The sequence below is a fragment of the Vibrio aerogenes genome (genome assembly GCF_024346755.1).
GTDB lineage: Bacteria > Pseudomonadota > Gammaproteobacteria > Enterobacterales > Vibrionaceae > Vibrio > Vibrio aerogenes.
The window spans coordinates 650,917-668,433 of sequence record NZ_AP024862.1; the positions used below are offsets into that span (position 1 = coordinate 650,917).

Below are 17,517 nucleotides of genomic sequence, written 5' to 3' on the forward strand. Positions count from 1 at the left end.
GTGTGAAGTTTCATAATTAAGTGTTTTATTTCATCTGAAATAGAGTATTTCATTCGATATATCAGGATGTTATGATAACATTTTTTAGTGATAAAATTATAATTTACTGATTAAATTCAGATCAGCTTAGGTTAGGTTCGCTATTGTGAGACGGAGAACTCTGCAATGGCATGGAATTCCGGTGAATAACTTGTATGAAATTTTCACAAAGAGCAAATATCAGCAGAATTGGTGTACAGCTGACGGGACTGATGTTTGAAAAACATGGCTATATATTTCGTGAACAACCGGTCAGTGATTGTGGTATTGATGCCCATATTGAGCGTATAAAAGAGGATAGTCTGGCTTCCGGTGAATTAATTGCGTTGCAGATTAAATCAGGAAAGTCATGGTTTCGTGAAAGGAATGAAACGGGCTTTGTATACCGCGGAAATATTGCACATTTAGAATACTGGCTTGGTCATTCATTACCAGTCTTAATTGTTTTGTGTGATATACAAAAGGGAATTGTATATTGGCAGTCAATCTGTCAGAAAACTGTGGAATATACATCGAAGGGGTGGAAAATAACGATACCTTTTTCACAGCAGGTGGATCAGGAAACAAAGCAGCACTTATTCCGGTTTATTAAAAACACGTCCGTTCAGGATGGTCAAAATGAAACCGTGATGCAGGCTGTTTGTACGTCTGTGGCCACACCAAAGAATCAATCTGAGGAGAAAAGCAGCGAAGAGGTCCGGCCCAGCATCCTTCGCAAAAAACAATGGACTGCAGCCTTTAAGCGATATTGTTTTTATATCTATTCTGCTTTTTGTTTATTTACGTTGTTCAGGGACAGCCTGGGTCATGATGGGTATTTTGCTTTTCATTCTTTAGTGCGTTCCCTGCAATCTCCCGGAGAGGAAGGGTCGCTGTTTGTTGTGCTTGGACTATGGTGCTTTTGGTTTATTCGCTATTCACTCCGTTTTCGTCATCTGGCTATTTCTCTGGTACTGAAATATGTGACAAAGTACAAAGAAAAAATAACACTCAGACCCAGACTCATTGTTGAGCTGAATTATTTGGCAAAACGGTTTTTTTTCTATCTGTACTGTATATTTTGTCTGATGTTACTGCTTTCTTCGAGTCTGGATTCGCACCGTAATTTTTCATTCATCCAGATAAAGTCGGTGTTTTCTCAGCCCGGAAGCATGCTGACGATACTGACTCTGGTGATGATCGGTTTATTATTATTTTTCCGCGGCTATTTACCCGGAAAGCGAAAGCGTTATTCACAGGGGGTGACTGAGTTGCTTTTTTTAATCAAAGGCAGCTGTTTCTATCTCTATACCATTTATTGCCTCTTCCTTTTATTGGGTGCCAGTCTTGATGCTGATGACCATGTTTCAATCTTCCAGTTAATGAATGAATTTTTTATCTCCGACGGTGGCAGTATTCTGTTATTACATACCGGCATATGGTTGAGCTGGTGTTTTTACCGGACGATTGAACCCGGCGTTCAGTATTATTCCGGGCGAATCCGGACCTTGGTATTCAGATTGAAAAGAGGGATGTTTTATTTCTATTCCGGGACCAGCCTGATCATTGGGATAAAACTTGTTATGAATACAGAAATACCAGAATATGGATTAACGATGTCGGAACTGTTTTGCCAGGATAGTACCATTCAGTGTATTTGCCTGATGATTGTATGGCTGCTTTTATTGGTGAGATGGTATTTACCGGCACTGATTTTATCTGTTTGACCTGACCCCAATATGTCGGCCCCAATATGCCTGTCCCTGTAAAATCATTTGAAAGGAGAATATATGCTGAATTCAGAAACATCCCGTATCAGACTGACGGCTCCGTCTGTTGCCCATGCGGCTGAAGTTTATGATGCTATACAAGAAAGTAAAACCGTACTGGAAGAATATCTTCCCTGGGTACCAGAGCACATGACACAGGCGTTTGTTGTCAGCACAACGGAGGAGGCGATACAGAATTTTGAGACTTGTCAGAAAGAGCTCAGACTGACTATCTGGCACCGGCAGACGAATTGCTTACTTGGGATGATTGGATTAATTATCCGTGATATGTCCGTGCCATATTTTGAAATTGGCTACTGGCTCAGGACATCGGTGACAGGTCACGGCTATGCCTCAGAAGCTGTGGGGCTTGTGGAGCAATATGCGATTGAAAAATTCGGAGCGCTGCGGATTGAGATCAAAGCGGCCTCCTGCAACATGAAAAGCCGGGCAGTTGCTGAACGTTGTGGTTATCAGTTTGATGGCATCCTCCGCAATGCCCGGCGGTTACCATCAGGAAAACTGGCGCATACAGCCATTTACAGCAAGACTTACCCAGAATAAGCGGATACAAATTTAATCCGTCACAATATGTGGCATAAAGCGTTCGTGTTTGACTTTCAGTACTTCACCGGTGAATTCCCGCACAGCAATGCCTGATGACTCCATATCCAGCGGGAGTCCTTGATCCCATGGCGCGAGCCAGGTACAGACAATTGCGCGTGTGTGGCCACCATCTGCTGATGTGGTTGGACAAACAGCCTGATAAATACAGTCGTCTTCAGCATAGAATCCTTCCGTTTCATGAGTCAGCTGGTCATTTTCATAGAAGCCGATATTGTTGCTCATCCGGCCCTGAAGTGGTTTACGGACATAGTTTTTCAGCCAGGGCGGTTTGTCCATATAAGAAGGAATCACATATTGCCATGCGGCTTCATTTTCGTGAACAAACTGAGCCAGCGCCGGATCGTCAGCAGCAAGCACATCTTTCAGATAAGTCAGCCAGGCCCAGACACCTTTGTTTGAAATAAACCAACGCCACGCCGGTTCAAGAAAGCGGGTTTTACCAGCCCATTTTTGCCACTCTGTGAGTGGGTTAGGGGAGTCCGCGTATAAATCGGCGACCATATCTTCCCAGGGATATAAAGTAAATATGACATCAACTTCGATCTCATCCAGCACCCATTTGTTGCGGCTGGCAGAAAAGTCATATCTGAGCTGGTTGATATCTGAAAACAGAACGATATCGTCGCAATGATCATTAAATGTGTGGAAAAGCAGTTCTGTTGTGATGCAGTCTTCGGTGATGTTCGTATCACATAAAAAAGCAATACGTTTTTCCTGCGGGCCTAAAACTTTGCGGATATTTTTAGCCAGATTTTCCTGATGCAGATTGTACTGTGCCTGCTCACGTCCCAGCCGGGTGAGCAAATGGTGCTGCATCACCACACTGTCATAATACATCGTCGGTGTATCGAGGTTCCCTTCATAAAACCCGAGGACTTTTCCCTGTTCAAAGTCATAGGCAATGTCAAAGCGGCCATAAATAGCTTCATGCTCATTTTGAAAGGTGTAAATGGCGTAATCGACAAATTCCGGATAGGCCTGAATAAATTCTTTGCCGTAAAACTCAGGAATCAGATGCCGGTATTTGGCACTGAAAAGAAAATCGAGCGAATCAGCCAGCAAATTATAAACCTGCTCGGACGCAATATTCAGTGCTTTGACTTCCTCACGGGTGAACGTGTAAAACGGAGTTTGACCGGATTGGTTCTCCGGAAATACAAATTCATCTTGCAGTGGTGTCAATGGCGTTTGGTCGCCATGAAGTGCGGCAATTGCGGTTGTACGGGGGCAATCGTCCTCCAGTTGATCATAATCCGGAACGACATTCAGTGTGATTTTTCTCATGGTAAACTTTTCAAGCCAGGGTCAACAGACCCTGGCTATTTTCTGACGAATCTCTCTTTCAGACGAATATTTCAAACAAACCACCGGAGTTTGTTGTCCGGAGTGTTTGTTTGTACCGGATGCGACTCACTTAACCGCCCCAGGAACGGGAACTTCCCCAGCTCATCGAGCTTGAACGGCTTGAAGAACGCTTGGTCGAAAAAGCTTGCCTCGACTGGGATAAAGTCGACTTGGAATAATGACTTTTCGACTTACTTTTGATCTGGTTGGCTCGTTCAGCGGCTGTTTTCCGGGTTGTTTTGGCGCTATAGACTTTCCGTTCTTTGCGGGCAACCGTCTGATAGCGGTTCCAGCTTGAGTAACGATAAGAAGGGTAGGTATTGAAAAATGAAGGCCGGCTGTATCTTCGGCAATCGATATCGTTGGTCAGCAAGTCTTCAAGATCACAATCGCCGTAACCATTTCCGCCTCGGCGCGTATACGAGTGAAGTTTCTGAGCCAGTCTTGCCCCGGCATATCCGGCCAGTGCTCCTGTGGCAATTGGTAAAGCATACTCAACCAGGCCTGAGCTATGATTTCGATCTTCCATGGCAATTTTAATCACTTTTTCGCCATTTGCATCATAGTCATAGCGGGCATCAACAATATCCGGATTTGTTTTCTTTATTTCAGAAACAAATGATTTCAGCTCTTCCTGTTCTTTGTTGAGTTTCAGAAGCGCCTGATCAACGGCGGCCTGAATTTGTTCCGGTGTCGGATCCCTGTAAACGACTTTGGGTGGTTCTTCACCGCATCCTGTCAGTAATACTGCGCCACTGACTAAGGCGATCGTTTCCCTTTTCATAATAATTCCGCAGTTATATTTTTAAATGAATTCGTCATTGAACAGATACCTGTCAAATTTTGGGCAGAGATTAGTAGTTCATCGCGGTTGCATTTAAAGCACCGATAGCGATAGAAATACCTGCAATCAGAATACCCATTGCAGCTTCTCCGTTTTTGATACGTTCAATGACTTTCGGAAAAGGAAAACGGATGAGATAAAACAGAATGATCTGGACCAGCAGCGCGATAATCCCCCAAATGACAAAGTCGACAATATTGGCCGACACATTCATCGCGGTGGTGAGCGGGATAATAAAGCCAATCAGTGCTCCGACGAAAGAAATCGCCGCTGAGACGTTATTTTCTTTAATGAGCTTCAGTTCATCATGCGGGGTTGAAAGCGTATACAGAAAGGTAAAAATCCCGGTCATTACGACGGCAGTAATAAAATAGGCAAGGAAAGGCAGTACGCCTGAAAGAGATTCCATTAAGTTAAAATGTTCAGAGTTAAACATGGTGGTTATTTACCTTGATTTGGGTTAACTGTAAGTTGAGAATGAGGAATAGAAACACCAATGGCCATGGTCGCGGTCATATCGCCATAACCGGACACATTGTCGTCATCATCAACAGAAACTTCCTGCTCCATATTGATAATCAGAAATTCAAAGAAATCATCAGAGATTTCCCGGGCAAAGACAGCGAAGTTATTTTCCAGTGTATTGAGGTCATCACCGACGAGCTCGACAACTTCAAGACCGCCAAGCACACCACTGGTAATACGTTGGTAAATCTGTCCGGCGTAGGTGTAAGTATCTTTATCTTCGATCAGCTGTCGCCAGCGCGCAGCAGCAGCTTCATCACCGGGAACAATTGCTTCCCCTTCATCCAGCAGGTACGAAAAAACAGCCAGGCGGTTCAGGTTCTCCCGTTTATTCTCACCGAAGAAATCAAACTGAAAGAAGTAATCGTCTTCTGTGTAGAAACGATGCGTGTGCTCTCCCCGTTCTGAGGCACTGGACTTTCCGGTGATTTTTTTGGTTTTATCGCCCAAAGAAAAAATCAGCGAAGGCGTTAAATCAAGCAGTGGGTAATCCACGGTAATCAGGCTGTTTAAATCAATGCCTTTTGTGGCCAGTTCGTTCATATCCTGAACATCAGGGATGCGATCTGTTTTCAATTCAAACAATGTTTTTAGTTTGTTGAACATAACAGGTTCTCAAATTTACTGTGTGTGAGATCGATGGGTGTGTTGGCAATATAATGGACATAATCACCGGCCTTCAGCTGAACCGAATCAACCGGATTCAGGACCAGATTTCTGCCAAGTTTATCGTCTTTATCAGAGATACCAATCGCTATGACCCCAAAATGCTGACGCAGAAGCCCTGATAATTGCTGAAATTCAACGGGATTTATCTCTCCGGGAAGCTGAAGAGTATACTGCGTTGCAGAAATATAGGGATTCAGTAATGCTTCGGAGCATGAGCTGCTGCCGGCAAACAGGGCGGAACGGGAGAGAAGATGTTCTTTGTGAACATAGATGACTTCAATTTTCCGGCTGGTACTTTCCAGCAGCGCCTGAATATCTTCATTATCTGCATAGACGACGATATGTGCATCAGCCTGAATTTTTTTCAGGTATTGATCAACGGCGACACAGGCGAGATAATTTTTCGCATCATCGCCGGTATTAATCACGACACTGGTACAGGTATCCAGACTCAAGCGCTGAAGTGCTTTTTCGGTGATATAGCTGCCGACATTGACGTAACGCGTTTCGGTGTCAACGAGCGGATGTTCCAGGCCTTCTTCATCAGAAACAATCACGACTTGTTTATCTTCGGCATGAATCAGATCGATCAGTTTCGGCGTTCTGTCTGCCTGCCAGCCAAAGATGACGACATGATCCTGACAATGATGAATTTCAATTTCTCCGGTCAAAATTTTCTTCCTCAATATGAAGTATAGTTCCCCGAGTTTTGCAAGTAAGACCGCGAACAAGGCAATTCCCATCGGTGCTATCAACAGTGCAAAGACCAGTTTTCCTGCATTGGTAACCGGTGACAGGTCGCCAAAACCAATCGTGGAACTGGAAACGACATAAAAATAGATATAATCATAGACGTTTCCGGCAATCGGCTCATTGCAGAGAAATAAAAGCACCCAGGTTGCCAGAAAGTGACCGAGATAAATGGCGACTAACAGCCGCCATCTTGTCTGGCCGACAATCCGTTGCAACATCGTCAGCAGCAAAGGATTTCTCAGAATCATGAGGTTACCACGGCATTTCGTCACCTGAAGATTTCTTCAGATCGTTGAGTTCATCTTCCAGTGAACGGCTTTTCTGATGCTTACGTTCACGCTGGATACGGATTTTCTCACGTTCTTCTTCCTGACGACGCTGCAGCTTAGAGACAGCGCTGGAGCCGCCGATTGAGGCGCCTTTAATCTCCTCGCTGAGTTTGGTTTGTGCTTTATGCACGTCGATCATGGCCTGATTGCTGCGAACAGTTTTGATCATCTGCTCTTCCTGCGTAATCTCAGCCGTCATCTCTTCAATCAGAGCCCGGTTCTCACGGATAGAGTCCACTGAAAACTCATAAGCTTCGATTTGCGGCGCATATTGCTTTTTCAGCTTATCGATTTCAGCTTTCACGCGAAAACCTAAGTCACGGTATTTGGTTGCGGTCTCTTCGTCACCCCCGGTGGCCGCTTTTTCATACAGCGATTTCATCTCTGCCAGATTGTTTTCGTATTTAGCAACCTGCGCTTCATATTCTTCGAGATCTTTTTTCTGAATCGTGGCCCGTGCTTCTGCCGAATCCACTTTATCCTGTGCTTCAATCAATCTTTTGCGGGCTTTAGCAATATTCGCTTCGTGAATTTCAACACCCCATTTATCGTCAATCGCTTCTTCGATTTTGTTGACACCGGCTTCACCCAGATTAAACAATTTACTTAGTAGACCCATGATTATTTACCTTCATTTTCCTGGTTATGATCTTCGATGAGTTCTGCAACTTCGAGGGCGTTTCTTGCCAGAGTTTCCAGCTCAAGTTCAACGTTTTCCAGCGTTGATGATGAGGACGATTCACCCAGAATCACATAACACGGCTGACCATCTATTTTCTCAATTGCAAAACTGGATAAAGAAAGATATTTCGTGACGCTCAGCAGTTTTCTGTTCAGCAAATCCGGGTTATGTACATCAGCAACCCGCGCCAGAATGGCTTCGGCAAACATAAACTGATCCTGAATGACCATGGCAATCGGAAGTTCAGCATGTTGTTTTACAATGACAGACAAAGACGACTCAGTGATAGCTTCTGCCTGAAATTTTTCACAGTTAAGTGATTGGGCAAGCTCTTTGGCGTTCCACATAATATTTGTTCCTCGGGAATTCATTTCCGTTTCAAAGTATAGGTCGCGCTGGATCAACCAACGATGTTAGCAAAGATTCCTGAAAAGAAAATGGTCAAAAGTGATATTTATGCAAAATGTTTATATTTGTGTTGACACCTTTTGATGCCACAGCCGGGACAGGCAACGCATTGTGCTGTCTGTCCCTTTAAGAGACAGACCTCTGATAAGGCAGACTGTCCCTGTTTAATGTATTTCCTGTCGTTAACAGATGTTATCCGGAGGTTAGCTTAAGTTCATTGCCAGTTTCTTTGCGGCTGCAAAATCAGGTTTACCACTGCCGAGTACAGGAATTTGTGCGACCTGAAAGATTTTTCCCGGTAACATCAGCGCCAGCATGCCTTTTTGTGTCAGTGTTTTTCTGATTGTTTCCGGCGTGGTTTCTGTTTCAACCAGCATCACAATTTGTTCGCCTTTTTTTTCATCCGGCAAGTTCACAGCGATTAAGTTCATGTCCGGCTCTTCCAGCAACTCTTTCGCTGACTGCTCGACGGCGCTGAGACTCACCATCTCTCCGGCAAGTTTGGCAAAGCGCGAATACCGGTCAACAATAGTCAGATAGCCATCTTCGTCCAGGTGACCTTTATCTCCGGTTTTATACCAGCGGATCCCCTCCAGTTCGATAATGACGTCCGCCGTTTTTTGTGGATCAGCCAGATAACCTTTCATGATTTGCGCACCGCCAATCAGAATCAGGCCATCTTCACCCGCTGGCAGGGTTTCCAGTGTCACCGGATCAACAATTTTAAATGTGGTCCCCGGCAGTGCCAGTCCGACAGTTCCTTCACGGGCCGCTTCCTGAATATATCCCTGAGTTCTGACCAGATGGCCGGGCAGGTTGACACTGGCTACCGGTGTGGTTTCTGTTGTGCCATACCCTTCAAGTACCGGTACCATGAATTTCTGCTGGAACGCCTGTTTTACCTTGGTATCGAGTTTTTCTGCGCCGGAGACGACTGTCCTCAGTGAGCTGAACATCATCGGATTAATCCGGCGGTTTCGCTGGTACATCCGCAGAAACGTTGATGTGGCACACATGATAGTGGCTTCGAATTTCGCGACGGCGCGGGCAATGTTCAGGCCATCTGTCGGATCCGGGTGACAAATCACCGGCAGTCCTTCAATCAGCGGCAGCATGCCGGTGACGGTTAATCCGAAAGCATGGAACAATGGCAGGGTTGCCATGATGCGATCGTTGTCCTGCATATTGAGCACATCTGAAACCTGACGCAGGTTTGCTATCATGTTTTTATGCGTCAGCATGACGCCTTTGGGGGTGCCTTCGCTTCCGGAAGAAAACAAAATGGCAGCGGTGTCATCCCGGTGTTGTTTTTTACACCAGATCGCCTGAATCCAGCTGGCAGGCAGGCATTTTACAGCAGCCATAATCAGCAGACTTTCTGTTTTCGTCAATCGGGCCTTAAAGTCTTCCAGCCAGAAGACATCACAGCCGTCGAGAATGGCTTCACAGTTGATACCACGTTTTTCAAGTTTGGTGATAAAGCGTCGTGAGGTGACAATACTCTGAATGTCTGCCTGCGCTTTTGCTGCCTGCAATGCTTCTGCTGAAGCGGTGTAATTGAGGTTGACGACGGTTTTACCAGCCATCATTGCAGCGAGGTTACTCATGAGTCCGGCAGAAGATGTCGGAACCAGCAGCCCCAGATTTTTCCCGGCCAGTTTTTTCACGCGCTGCTGCAACATCAGGCTGCCAGCCAGAAATTTCGCGTGAGAAACCGGCTTGCTCTGACTGTCGGTCACAGCCCAGTGACCCGGACGGCTTTTAGCTGTGGTAATCCAGGCCTCAGGGAGTGTTTCGAGTGTTTCAGCATATTCATTCCAGGCGGCAACGGACATCTCAAAGACTTTTTGTTTGACTTCGGAAGCGCCGGAATGGATATCCATTGGCTGGCCAAATGCAATAATCACATCTCGTTTCATACCTGTTTTTCTGATTTGAGCCAGTTTTTTGCTGGAACGTGAGAAGAAGCTTCCCCACATGCCCCGCAGATAAAAGGGTACAATCACACCATTTGCTTCTGCACAGGCCCGCTCAAATCCTTTCTTAAACTCTCCCAGCTGGCCTAAATGACTGATCCGGCCTTCGGGAAACAGACAAACCATTTCACCCTGATTGAGTAAATCCGTTACTTTTTGCAGCGCATCACGGCTTTTTCCCGGAGAGATAGGAATCACTTTAAATAAGTCAAATAACCATTTCAGATACCAGCGTTGGTAAATACCACGGTCCATCACAAAGTAAACCCGGCGCGGAGAAGCCATTTGCACAATGGCCCAGTCCAGCCAGCTGATGTGATTGCCCAGCAGCAGCGTCCCGCGTCCGGACTCAGGCAGATTATCAAACCCAAGTACTTTTAAACGATATTTATGGCCGATTAACTTGCCCATGATGGCACGGATCAATACATCCGGAAGCAGAATCACTGCGGTCAGAGCAACGATGCTTCCAAGAATGAATAAGCCCCACAGCAGGTATGAGACGTCTGCATCTGTGGTGGCAAATGCGACAGTAATGGCGAGGAAAAACAGCATTCCTATATTCTGGATAAAGTTGTTACCGGCCAGAATTTTACCGGTCTGAGATTCTCCGGCATGGAACTGAATCAGCGCATTCAGCGGCACCATCATCAGCGCACCACCAGCGCCGACGGTGAGAAACACCAGACCAAGCAGGACAGACGACGTCGTCTGAGGCAGAATGAATAAACCGGCACAAACAATCACCGCTCCGGATGGAATCAAAGCCAGATTGATATGGTTGACTGAGTGTTTTGCTGCCAGCGATGAGCCCAGCATGATACCGACAATGGCCATGGCAATAATGCTTTGCACAATGAAGGTATTATCGATTGCAAGATGACTTTTTGCATAAGCAGGAAAGGCGGCAATCATCACCTGACTGATAGAAAGAAATAACGTAAGACCTAACACCGATTGCCACACGGGTTTTTCTTTAAATAACAGAGTCAGGTTGCGGCTTAACGCTTTACCACACAGATAGTCGTTCCAGCTAAATGGCGCAGAAGACGGTGTATCTTTTTCCGGTAAGCGGAACGCCAGGACACATTCAATGACAGAGCCTGCAACCAACAGCCAGCCTAATACCGAAATATTTTTCAGAATATCATCGGGTTGCATGGTGTCTGTCCAGTTTAATTTCATTTCAAATAAAGCTGAGAAAACAGCACTGCCGGCAAGAATAGCAATCATGGAAACCGCCTGAACCCAGCTGTTTCCGGCACTTAAGTTTTCAGCACCAACCAGCGCCCGGATGTAGCCATATTTGGCGGGCGAATAAATGGCACTTTGCATTGCAAGCAGAAATGTCAGACCGAAAGCGGCGTAGAACCATCCCTGATAATAACAACAGGTGATCAGAAGGGTAATGACGACAGCAAGCAGCGCACTGACTTTCATCACTTTGACTTTATTGTATCGGTCCGCCAGAAACCCGGATGGGGTAAACAGCAATACAAAAGGCATTAAGATCAGCGCATTGACGACGGCAGTCATCAAGACCTGATGATTATCAGAAAAACTTTTGAACAAAGTATTCTGAATGACAATTTTATGGCCTAAATCAACAAAGGCATTCATGAATGCAACAAGTAAGAATGTTACGAAGCCTTTCATTTTCAGTACGTTATTCATCACGGATTCTCCACTGTAATCGAACACGTGTTCAATTGATGAAATGGAGTTTAATTGAACGGTGTTCGATTGTAAATGTTTTTTATTTATTTTTTCACTCAGGTTCTGCCCGGAGGAACAAATCAGAGAGATAAAGAAAGCGCAGAAAGAAGAGATAGAGATAAAGATAAAGGACAGACGTGATGGAAACGGGTCATATGGGGAGGAAGCCATGAATGATTCTGTGACTATACTGTATACCCGTCAGAAGTCGCATCGGATATATTACCCGGAAATTCAACGTATTCAGAATCAGGCTACAGAAGAGAGAACATCATGAAAACGCAATTTCCTGAACATTTTTTATGGGGTGGTGCGACGGCTGCCAATCAGATCGAAGGTTCCCACATTAGTGATAATAAAGGACTCTCAACCTCTGATATTCAGCCATTTGGCTCATTTGGTGCGCTGCATCCCCGTCAGGAGGGAGATTTTAATATTAAAGATGTTGCGATAGATTTTTATCACCGGTTTAAAGAAGATATCGCGTTGTTTGCTGAAATGGGCTTTACCTGCCTGAGAATTTCTATCGCGTGGAGCCGTATTTTTCCTCACGGGGATGATGCGCAGCCCAATGAAGCCGGGCTGGCATTTTACGATCAGGTGTTCGCTGAGATGAAAAAGCACCATATCACCCCTTTGGTGACTTTGTCGCATTATGAATTACCGCTTCATCTTGCGGAGCACTATCAGGGCTGGTCAGATAGGCGGCTGATCGGTTTTTTCGAAAAATATGCAGAGACAGTGTTTCAGCGCTACGGTCATTTTGTCAAACACTGGCTGACATTTAACGAAATCAATATCACGCTGCATCATCCTTTTACAGGCTCTGGTTTGCCGGATGATTGTTCCGAACAAACCCGGTATCAGGCGATTCATCACCAGTTAGTCGCCAGTGCAAAAGCGGTGAAGTTGTGTCATGAGATCATTCCGGATGGTCAGATCGGCAATATGTTACTGGGTGCGATGATGTATCCGCTGACCTGTCATCCGGATGATATGATGAAAACCCTGCAACAGAACCGGGAATGGTTGATGTTTGGTGATGTGCAGGCCCGTGGCTATTATCCGTCGTACATGACCCGCAAACTCAAAGAACTCGGGGTGACGCTTGAGATAACCGAGGAAGATAAGGAAGCCCTGAAAGCGACCATCGACTTTATTTCATTCAGTTACTACATGACCGGATGTGCCAGTGCTGATCCGTCACAGCAGGACAAAGCGAACGGAAATATGCTGCAGATGGTTGCAAATCCGCATCTGGATGCATCGGAGTGGGGCTGGCAAATTGATCCGACCGGGTTACGATATCTGCTGAACTTCCTGTACGATCGTTACCAGATGCCATTGTTTATTGTTGAAAATGGCCTGGGTGCTGTTGATACCGTCACGGCATCGGGTGAAATCGAAGATGATTATCGCATTCAGTATCTCAATGATCATCTGGTACAGGTTGGTGAAGCGATCGAAGATGGGGTTGATTTGATGGGGTACACCAGCTGGGGGCCGATTGATTTGGTGAGTGCCAGCACGGCGCAGATGTCAAAACGTTACGGGTTCATTTATGTCGATCGTGATGACGAGGGCAATGGCAGCCTCAAGCGCACGCGGAAGAAAAGTTTCTACTGGTATAAAGAAGTGATTGCTTCCAGAGGTGCCAGCCTGAAAAAACCGGGCAGGTTTTGACACGCTTTCTGATGGTTTATCTGATATGAGCGAAGCCATTTTTATCTGAAAAAGCAGAAAAAGTAGAAAAAACAAAAAAAGCAGGAAAAAGCAGGAAAAAGCCAAAGGTGTCGGGGGGAGTGACTGTGATGGCTTTTCCTGCAAACCGGTGACTGTTCCCGTGGGGGGATGAGCAGTCAAATCAGGACGTGTTTGTATAACATAACGATAACATAACGGCTCTAAAGGACAGGATAAATCCCGGACGGTTTTACTTCCTTCAGAACATACATGCTTTGCATTTCACGGATAAAAGGTAAGCGACGAATTGTTTTCATGGTAAATTCATCGTAAGTGTCCAGATTGGGTACCAACACCTGGAGTAAAAATTCACCGACACCAATGCTATAGCAGAGGATGACTTCTTCTGTGGTGCCTATTTCCTCTTCAAACTGTTTTAAATCGGATTCTCCGTGTTTATCGAGCAGAACACGGACAAAAACCATCACATTTAAGCCAATTTTTTTTCGATCAACCACGGCCCGGTAGCCCTGAATCACCTGATCTTTTTCCAGTCTTCTGACTTTTCTCCAGCAGGGTGAGGCAGAGATGCCAACCTTATCTGCAAGCACCTGATTTGTGATCCGGGCATCCTGCTGCAGCAACATCAGGATTTTACTATCCGTTTTATTGAGAGTCATGGTGTAGAGTTCCTCTTTGTTAGCCTTCTGAACGTTTATGTCGTTGCCATTTGTTATTTATTATCAGTTCCGGATGACGTTTTCCTGAGACCTTCCGGAAGCTGTGATTCTCAGTTCAATCCCTCAGAGTATATATGTGTGCTTATGAGTAATGAAAATCAGTATTAGCAATCGTTGTGATAAGAAAATCCGATGGAACTAATCTGAATTCATCAAATAATTAGTTTATTTTATTGATTAAATTTTATTTGTGAACCGATTCGGTGAAATTTTTCTGATTCTTTGAATGTCATGGTGAAATTTGAATGTTTCCTGTCCTTTTTCTTTCAATAAAGGTGACATTTTTCAGGCTTGCTTTTGCATAATGTTTTTATACCAAGACAACCTGATTCATATGTTTTCAGGTCGCGGGTATCTGACTGCCAGATGGAAGAACAAGGCAGTTAAAATTATAAATCTAATAAAAACAGTATATTAGTCAGATAAGGAAGCACACCTATGATATTACATATTGTCCTGTTTCAGTTCCGGGCTCCATGGGACTGGTCGGCAGAGCAAGTACAGAAAGCCGAACAGGTAACACGAAACCACCCGACACAGATCGATGAAATTCAGGGCTGGTTTTGTGGAAGAAATATGACTTTGCGTGATGTTGCTGCTGATTTTGCTGTGTTGGGTCTGTTCAATAACACGGATGAGCTGCAAAGTTATCTCTTACACCCGGATCATCAGCAAGGCGTCAGACTTTGGCAGGCACTTGCAGACTGGCAGGTTGTGGACATCAATTTGTCTGGTGAGGATTGCCATAGTGCGGGCAGGTTGTCTCTTTTACAAATGGTCTGACCATTTTCGATAGCCTGATCGCGCCGGTTTTCCTGAACATGACCATGATGTTCCGCGCTTGAGCCGGAACAGCAGCAGGGAACTGCCCTCAAACATCAATCAGCACCGTATCAGCGCTGCCACAGTTGCATTCGCCGGCAAAGATAGCTCAGGGCGGAGCTGAATATACCTGTCGCTAGAGCGTGTTTATCTTTCATAGCCTCCAGCAGGAACGGCGATGAAAGATAAACACGCATAAATAAAAGTCAGTCAGAAACAAAAGTCAGTTGGAGTGATAATCATTATGTACGCAATTTTTAAGCAAGGCTTATATGAGAAAGCAAAAGCAGTTTATGAATTCCATCAACGATTTGAAGAAGGAGGTGTCGGGCCTGATGAGCTCAAACAGTATCAGGAATTACAACTGCGCCAGGTGCTGGGATATGTCCGGCAGGGATCTGAGTTTTACCGGAAACAACTGGAAGATTTCAGTGAGCAGGTTTGTGAAACCATGACTTTACACCAGCTGAAGTTATTGCCTTTCACCACCAAAGAACAGATGCGACAGGCGCGGACCCAGCTACCGTCTGCGCCCTTACATGAGTCCTGGGTTTACTATGAGACCACCGGAACTACAGGCGCACCGACACCATGCCCAAGAAGTGAAACCGATTCGATGCATAATAACACCCCGCTGATTCTCCGTTACCGGGATATATTCAGTCAGCATGGGTCACAGCATATTGTTGGTGTCATGGGGCCAACTGAATTACATTCGACCGGCGACACCTTTGAAGATGTCATGCGCAGCCTCGGCCATAGTGTGGTTAAAATGTGGCCACGTTCTCCGGTGGTTGGAATGAAAAGAGCCGTGGCGCTGATTGAAGAGCTGGGAATCACCGCACTGGTTTGTACCCCCGCAGTTGCCATTGATCTGGCGCGATACATGATTGATGCCGGAAAATCAGCCGCAGAGAGTCCGGTTCGTCTGATTCTCACCCTGGGTGAGCTGACTACACCGGCACTGTTACGCAATCTTGGGCGTACCTGGGGAGCAAAAATTTACAATTGTATGTATGCGTCGCAGGAATCATCAATTCTGGCCGTTTGTGCCGCTGACGAATGCCTTTATACCGTGCCGCTGAATAATTATTATGAATTGATTGACCCGGATTCCGGAGCGTTACTGACTCCCGGAGATGATGAGCTGGCTGGTGAACTGGTGATCACTCATTTATATCCGGGACAGAAACCATTAATTCGTTACCGGACAGGTGATATGGTCCGTGCCGTGCAATTACCGGACGGCCGGTTAAAAATCACACCGGTTGGCCGGGTGCGTGATCGCTTGATACTCAACGGCACAGAGTATTATGCCTGGGACCTGGAAGCCGCCCTGTTAGAACATCTGCCGGGTTGTCTTGATTATGCCATTCAGATTCAAAGTGAAAATGGCTCAGACTGCCTGAACATCATTGCTGAGCTGACCGATACATCAGCCCATGATGCCGGTACATTAGCGCAGGTGAAAGCATACATGGAAGCGCAGCTGGCCGGTGTGACGATTGAGCTGAATGCTGGTCAAACTTCCGCCCTGACTGCGACCTCTGCGATGGTGAGCTGGAAAGCAGCCCGGCTGCATGATTTACGTCAGGAGGGGGATAATTCGGATCGCGATGCTGCGTTGGCGTTGCTAAGCCGGGGGTTTCGGTCATGAGTCATCCGGGAAAATTACTCAATCAATCAACAACCGGAGCTGGCTCACCGGCACAGATTCATCACCACTGGGTTTATCTCAGGGGGGAGTATGTGTCTGCTGAACAGGCTTCAATTGCTGTAACAACACAGGCATTTAATTACGGCACTGCCGTATTTGAAGGTATCCGTGGTTATCTGAACCCCCGGACCGGGACATTGTCAGTTTTTCGCTTAGCTGACCATTTGCAGCGACTGAATCAATCTGCGGATCTGCTGTTGATAGACAGTTTACCTTCGGCAGAAAAGCTCGCCATGATTATACTGGAACTGCTGCAAAAAAATGGCGTGTCGCAGGATTGTTATATCCGTCCCGTGGCGTATAAGCAGAGCCTGCTTCCCGGTGCCGGATTTGGTGTCAAGCTGACAGGGGTCAGCAGTGGTCTGTCGGTCAATTCCCTGAATATGCCTGCCACAGATGCGGGTTTGGTCAGCCGCTGTACCATTTCCCGCTGGCAGCGGGTCCCGGATAATGTGATTCCGGCCAGAGCTAAAATTACCGGAAGCTATGTAAATTCTGCACTGGCAATGGAATCCGCCCGCCAGGGCGGGTTCGATGAAGCACTGATGCTCAATGTGCAGGGCTATCTGGCGGAAGCAACCACTTCGAATGTTTTTCTGGTGCGTCAGGGAAAATTGATCACGCCTGGGGTCAGTGCACATATTCTGGAAGGGATTACCAGAGATTCAGTGATTCAGCTGGCCGATTACATGGGGCTGACAGTCGAACAGCGGAATATTGCACCATCGGAGATCTTTGCTGCGGATGAGTGTTTTCTGACGGGGACAGGCGCAGAGATCAGGCCGGTAACGCAGATCGACCACTGCTTTCTTGCCAGTAACAAAGAAAAGAGTGTGACCCGCCAGATATAGTCGGCTTATCTGAAAGCGGTACGCGGTGAACTTCCGGCGTTCCG

The 17,517-nt window shown here is 46.0% G+C and carries 15 protein-coding genes; 6 read left to right on the forward strand and 9 right to left on the reverse strand.

Annotation, left to right across the window (positions count from 1 at the left end; genetic code table 11):
• The first annotated feature begins 194 nt into the window (after positions 1–194).
• Positions 195–1,745: a DUF4365 domain-containing protein gene (locus tag OCV29_RS20530; RefSeq protein WP_073601982.1), complete on the forward strand. Its 1,551-nt coding sequence runs from the start codon at positions 195–197 to the stop codon at positions 1,743–1,745.
• A 63-nt stretch (positions 1,746–1,808) separates the two neighbouring features.
• Positions 1,809–2,351, forward strand: coding sequence for a GNAT family N-acetyltransferase (locus OCV29_RS20535; protein WP_073601983.1), 543 nt, complete (start codon positions 1,809–1,811; stop codon positions 2,349–2,351).
• Positions 2,352–2,363: 12 nt separating this feature from the next.
• Here the strand turns inward: OCV29_RS20535 and OCV29_RS20540 are convergent, their stop codons facing one another.
• The 8 genes from OCV29_RS20540 to OCV29_RS20575 all read right to left on the reverse strand — a co-directional run bounded on the left by OCV29_RS20540 (position 2,364) and on the right by OCV29_RS20575 (position 11,618).
• A complete protein-coding gene (locus OCV29_RS20540) occupies positions 2,364–3,698 on the reverse strand; it encodes a glutathionylspermidine synthase family protein (protein WP_073601984.1) in 1,335 nt (444 codons plus the stop codon).
• A gap of 130 nt (positions 3,699–3,828) precedes the next feature.
• Positions 3,829–4,542, reverse strand: a complete 714-nt coding sequence (locus tag OCV29_RS20545) for a hypothetical protein (protein ID WP_073601985.1) — start codon at positions 4,540–4,542, stop codon at positions 3,829–3,831.
• Positions 4,543–4,612: 70 nt separating this feature from the next.
• Positions 4,613–5,038, reverse strand: a complete 426-nt coding sequence (locus tag OCV29_RS20550; protein ID WP_073601986.1) for a DUF350 domain-containing protein — start codon at positions 5,036–5,038, stop codon at positions 4,613–4,615.
• A gap of 5 nt (positions 5,039–5,043) precedes the next feature.
• Positions 5,044–5,733 carry a DUF2491 family protein gene (locus OCV29_RS20555; protein WP_073601987.1) on the reverse strand — a complete coding sequence of 230 codons (690 nt, stop codon included), beginning with the start codon at positions 5,731–5,733 and terminating at the stop codon, positions 5,044–5,046.
• Positions 5,718–6,797 (reverse strand): potassium channel protein, encoded by a 1,080-nt coding sequence (locus OCV29_RS20560; RefSeq protein ID WP_073601988.1) that lies wholly within the window; start codon positions 6,795–6,797, stop codon positions 5,718–5,720. Before OCV29_RS20560 ends, OCV29_RS20555 begins: the two co-directional genes overlap by 16 nt.
• 4 nt (positions 6,798–6,801) lie before the next feature.
• Positions 6,802–7,497 (reverse strand): PspA/IM30 family protein, encoded by a 696-nt coding sequence (locus OCV29_RS20565; RefSeq protein WP_073601989.1) that lies wholly within the window; start codon positions 7,495–7,497, stop codon positions 6,802–6,804.
• Positions 7,498–7,499: 2 nt separating this feature from the next.
• Positions 7,500–7,907 (reverse strand): DUF2170 family protein, encoded by a 408-nt coding sequence (locus OCV29_RS20570; RefSeq protein WP_073601990.1) that lies wholly within the window; start codon positions 7,905–7,907, stop codon positions 7,500–7,502.
• 264 nt (positions 7,908–8,171) lie between these two features.
• Positions 8,172–11,618: an acyl-[ACP]--phospholipid O-acyltransferase gene (locus OCV29_RS20575; RefSeq protein WP_073601991.1), complete on the reverse strand. Its 3,447-nt coding sequence runs from the start codon at positions 11,616–11,618 to the stop codon at positions 8,172–8,174.
• A gap of 315 nt (positions 11,619–11,933) precedes the next feature.
• Here OCV29_RS20575 and OCV29_RS20580 point away from each other — a divergent pair, with 315 nt between their 5' ends.
• On the forward strand, positions 11,934–13,343 hold the full coding sequence (locus OCV29_RS20580; RefSeq protein WP_073601993.1) for a glycoside hydrolase family 1 protein: 1,410 nt from the start codon (positions 11,934–11,936) through the stop codon (positions 13,341–13,343).
• A 221-nt stretch (positions 13,344–13,564) separates the two neighbouring features.
• Here OCV29_RS20580 and OCV29_RS20585 read toward each other — a convergent pair whose 3' ends face one another.
• Positions 13,565–14,023: an Lrp/AsnC family transcriptional regulator gene (locus OCV29_RS20585; RefSeq protein WP_073601994.1), complete on the reverse strand. Its 459-nt coding sequence runs from the start codon at positions 14,021–14,023 to the stop codon at positions 13,565–13,567.
• Positions 14,024–14,521: 498 nt separating this feature from the next.
• Between OCV29_RS20585 and OCV29_RS20590 the strand changes: the two genes are divergently transcribed.
• From OCV29_RS20590 to ilvE, 3 genes are all read left to right on the forward strand, one after another.
• Positions 14,522–14,866, forward strand: coding sequence for a Dabb family protein (locus tag OCV29_RS20590; RefSeq protein ID WP_073601995.1), 345 nt, complete (start codon positions 14,522–14,524; stop codon positions 14,864–14,866).
• 283 nt (positions 14,867–15,149) lie between these two features.
• Positions 15,150–16,562, forward strand: coding sequence for a phenylacetate--CoA ligase family protein (locus OCV29_RS20595; protein ID WP_261887437.1), 1,413 nt, complete (start codon positions 15,150–15,152; stop codon positions 16,560–16,562).
• Positions 16,559–17,473, forward strand: a complete 915-nt coding sequence (ilvE, locus tag OCV29_RS20600) for a branched-chain-amino-acid transaminase (protein WP_261887438.1) — start codon at positions 16,559–16,561, stop codon at positions 17,471–17,473. Before OCV29_RS20595 ends, ilvE begins: the two co-directional genes overlap by 4 nt.
• The last annotated feature ends 44 nt before the right edge of the window (positions 17,474–17,517 follow it).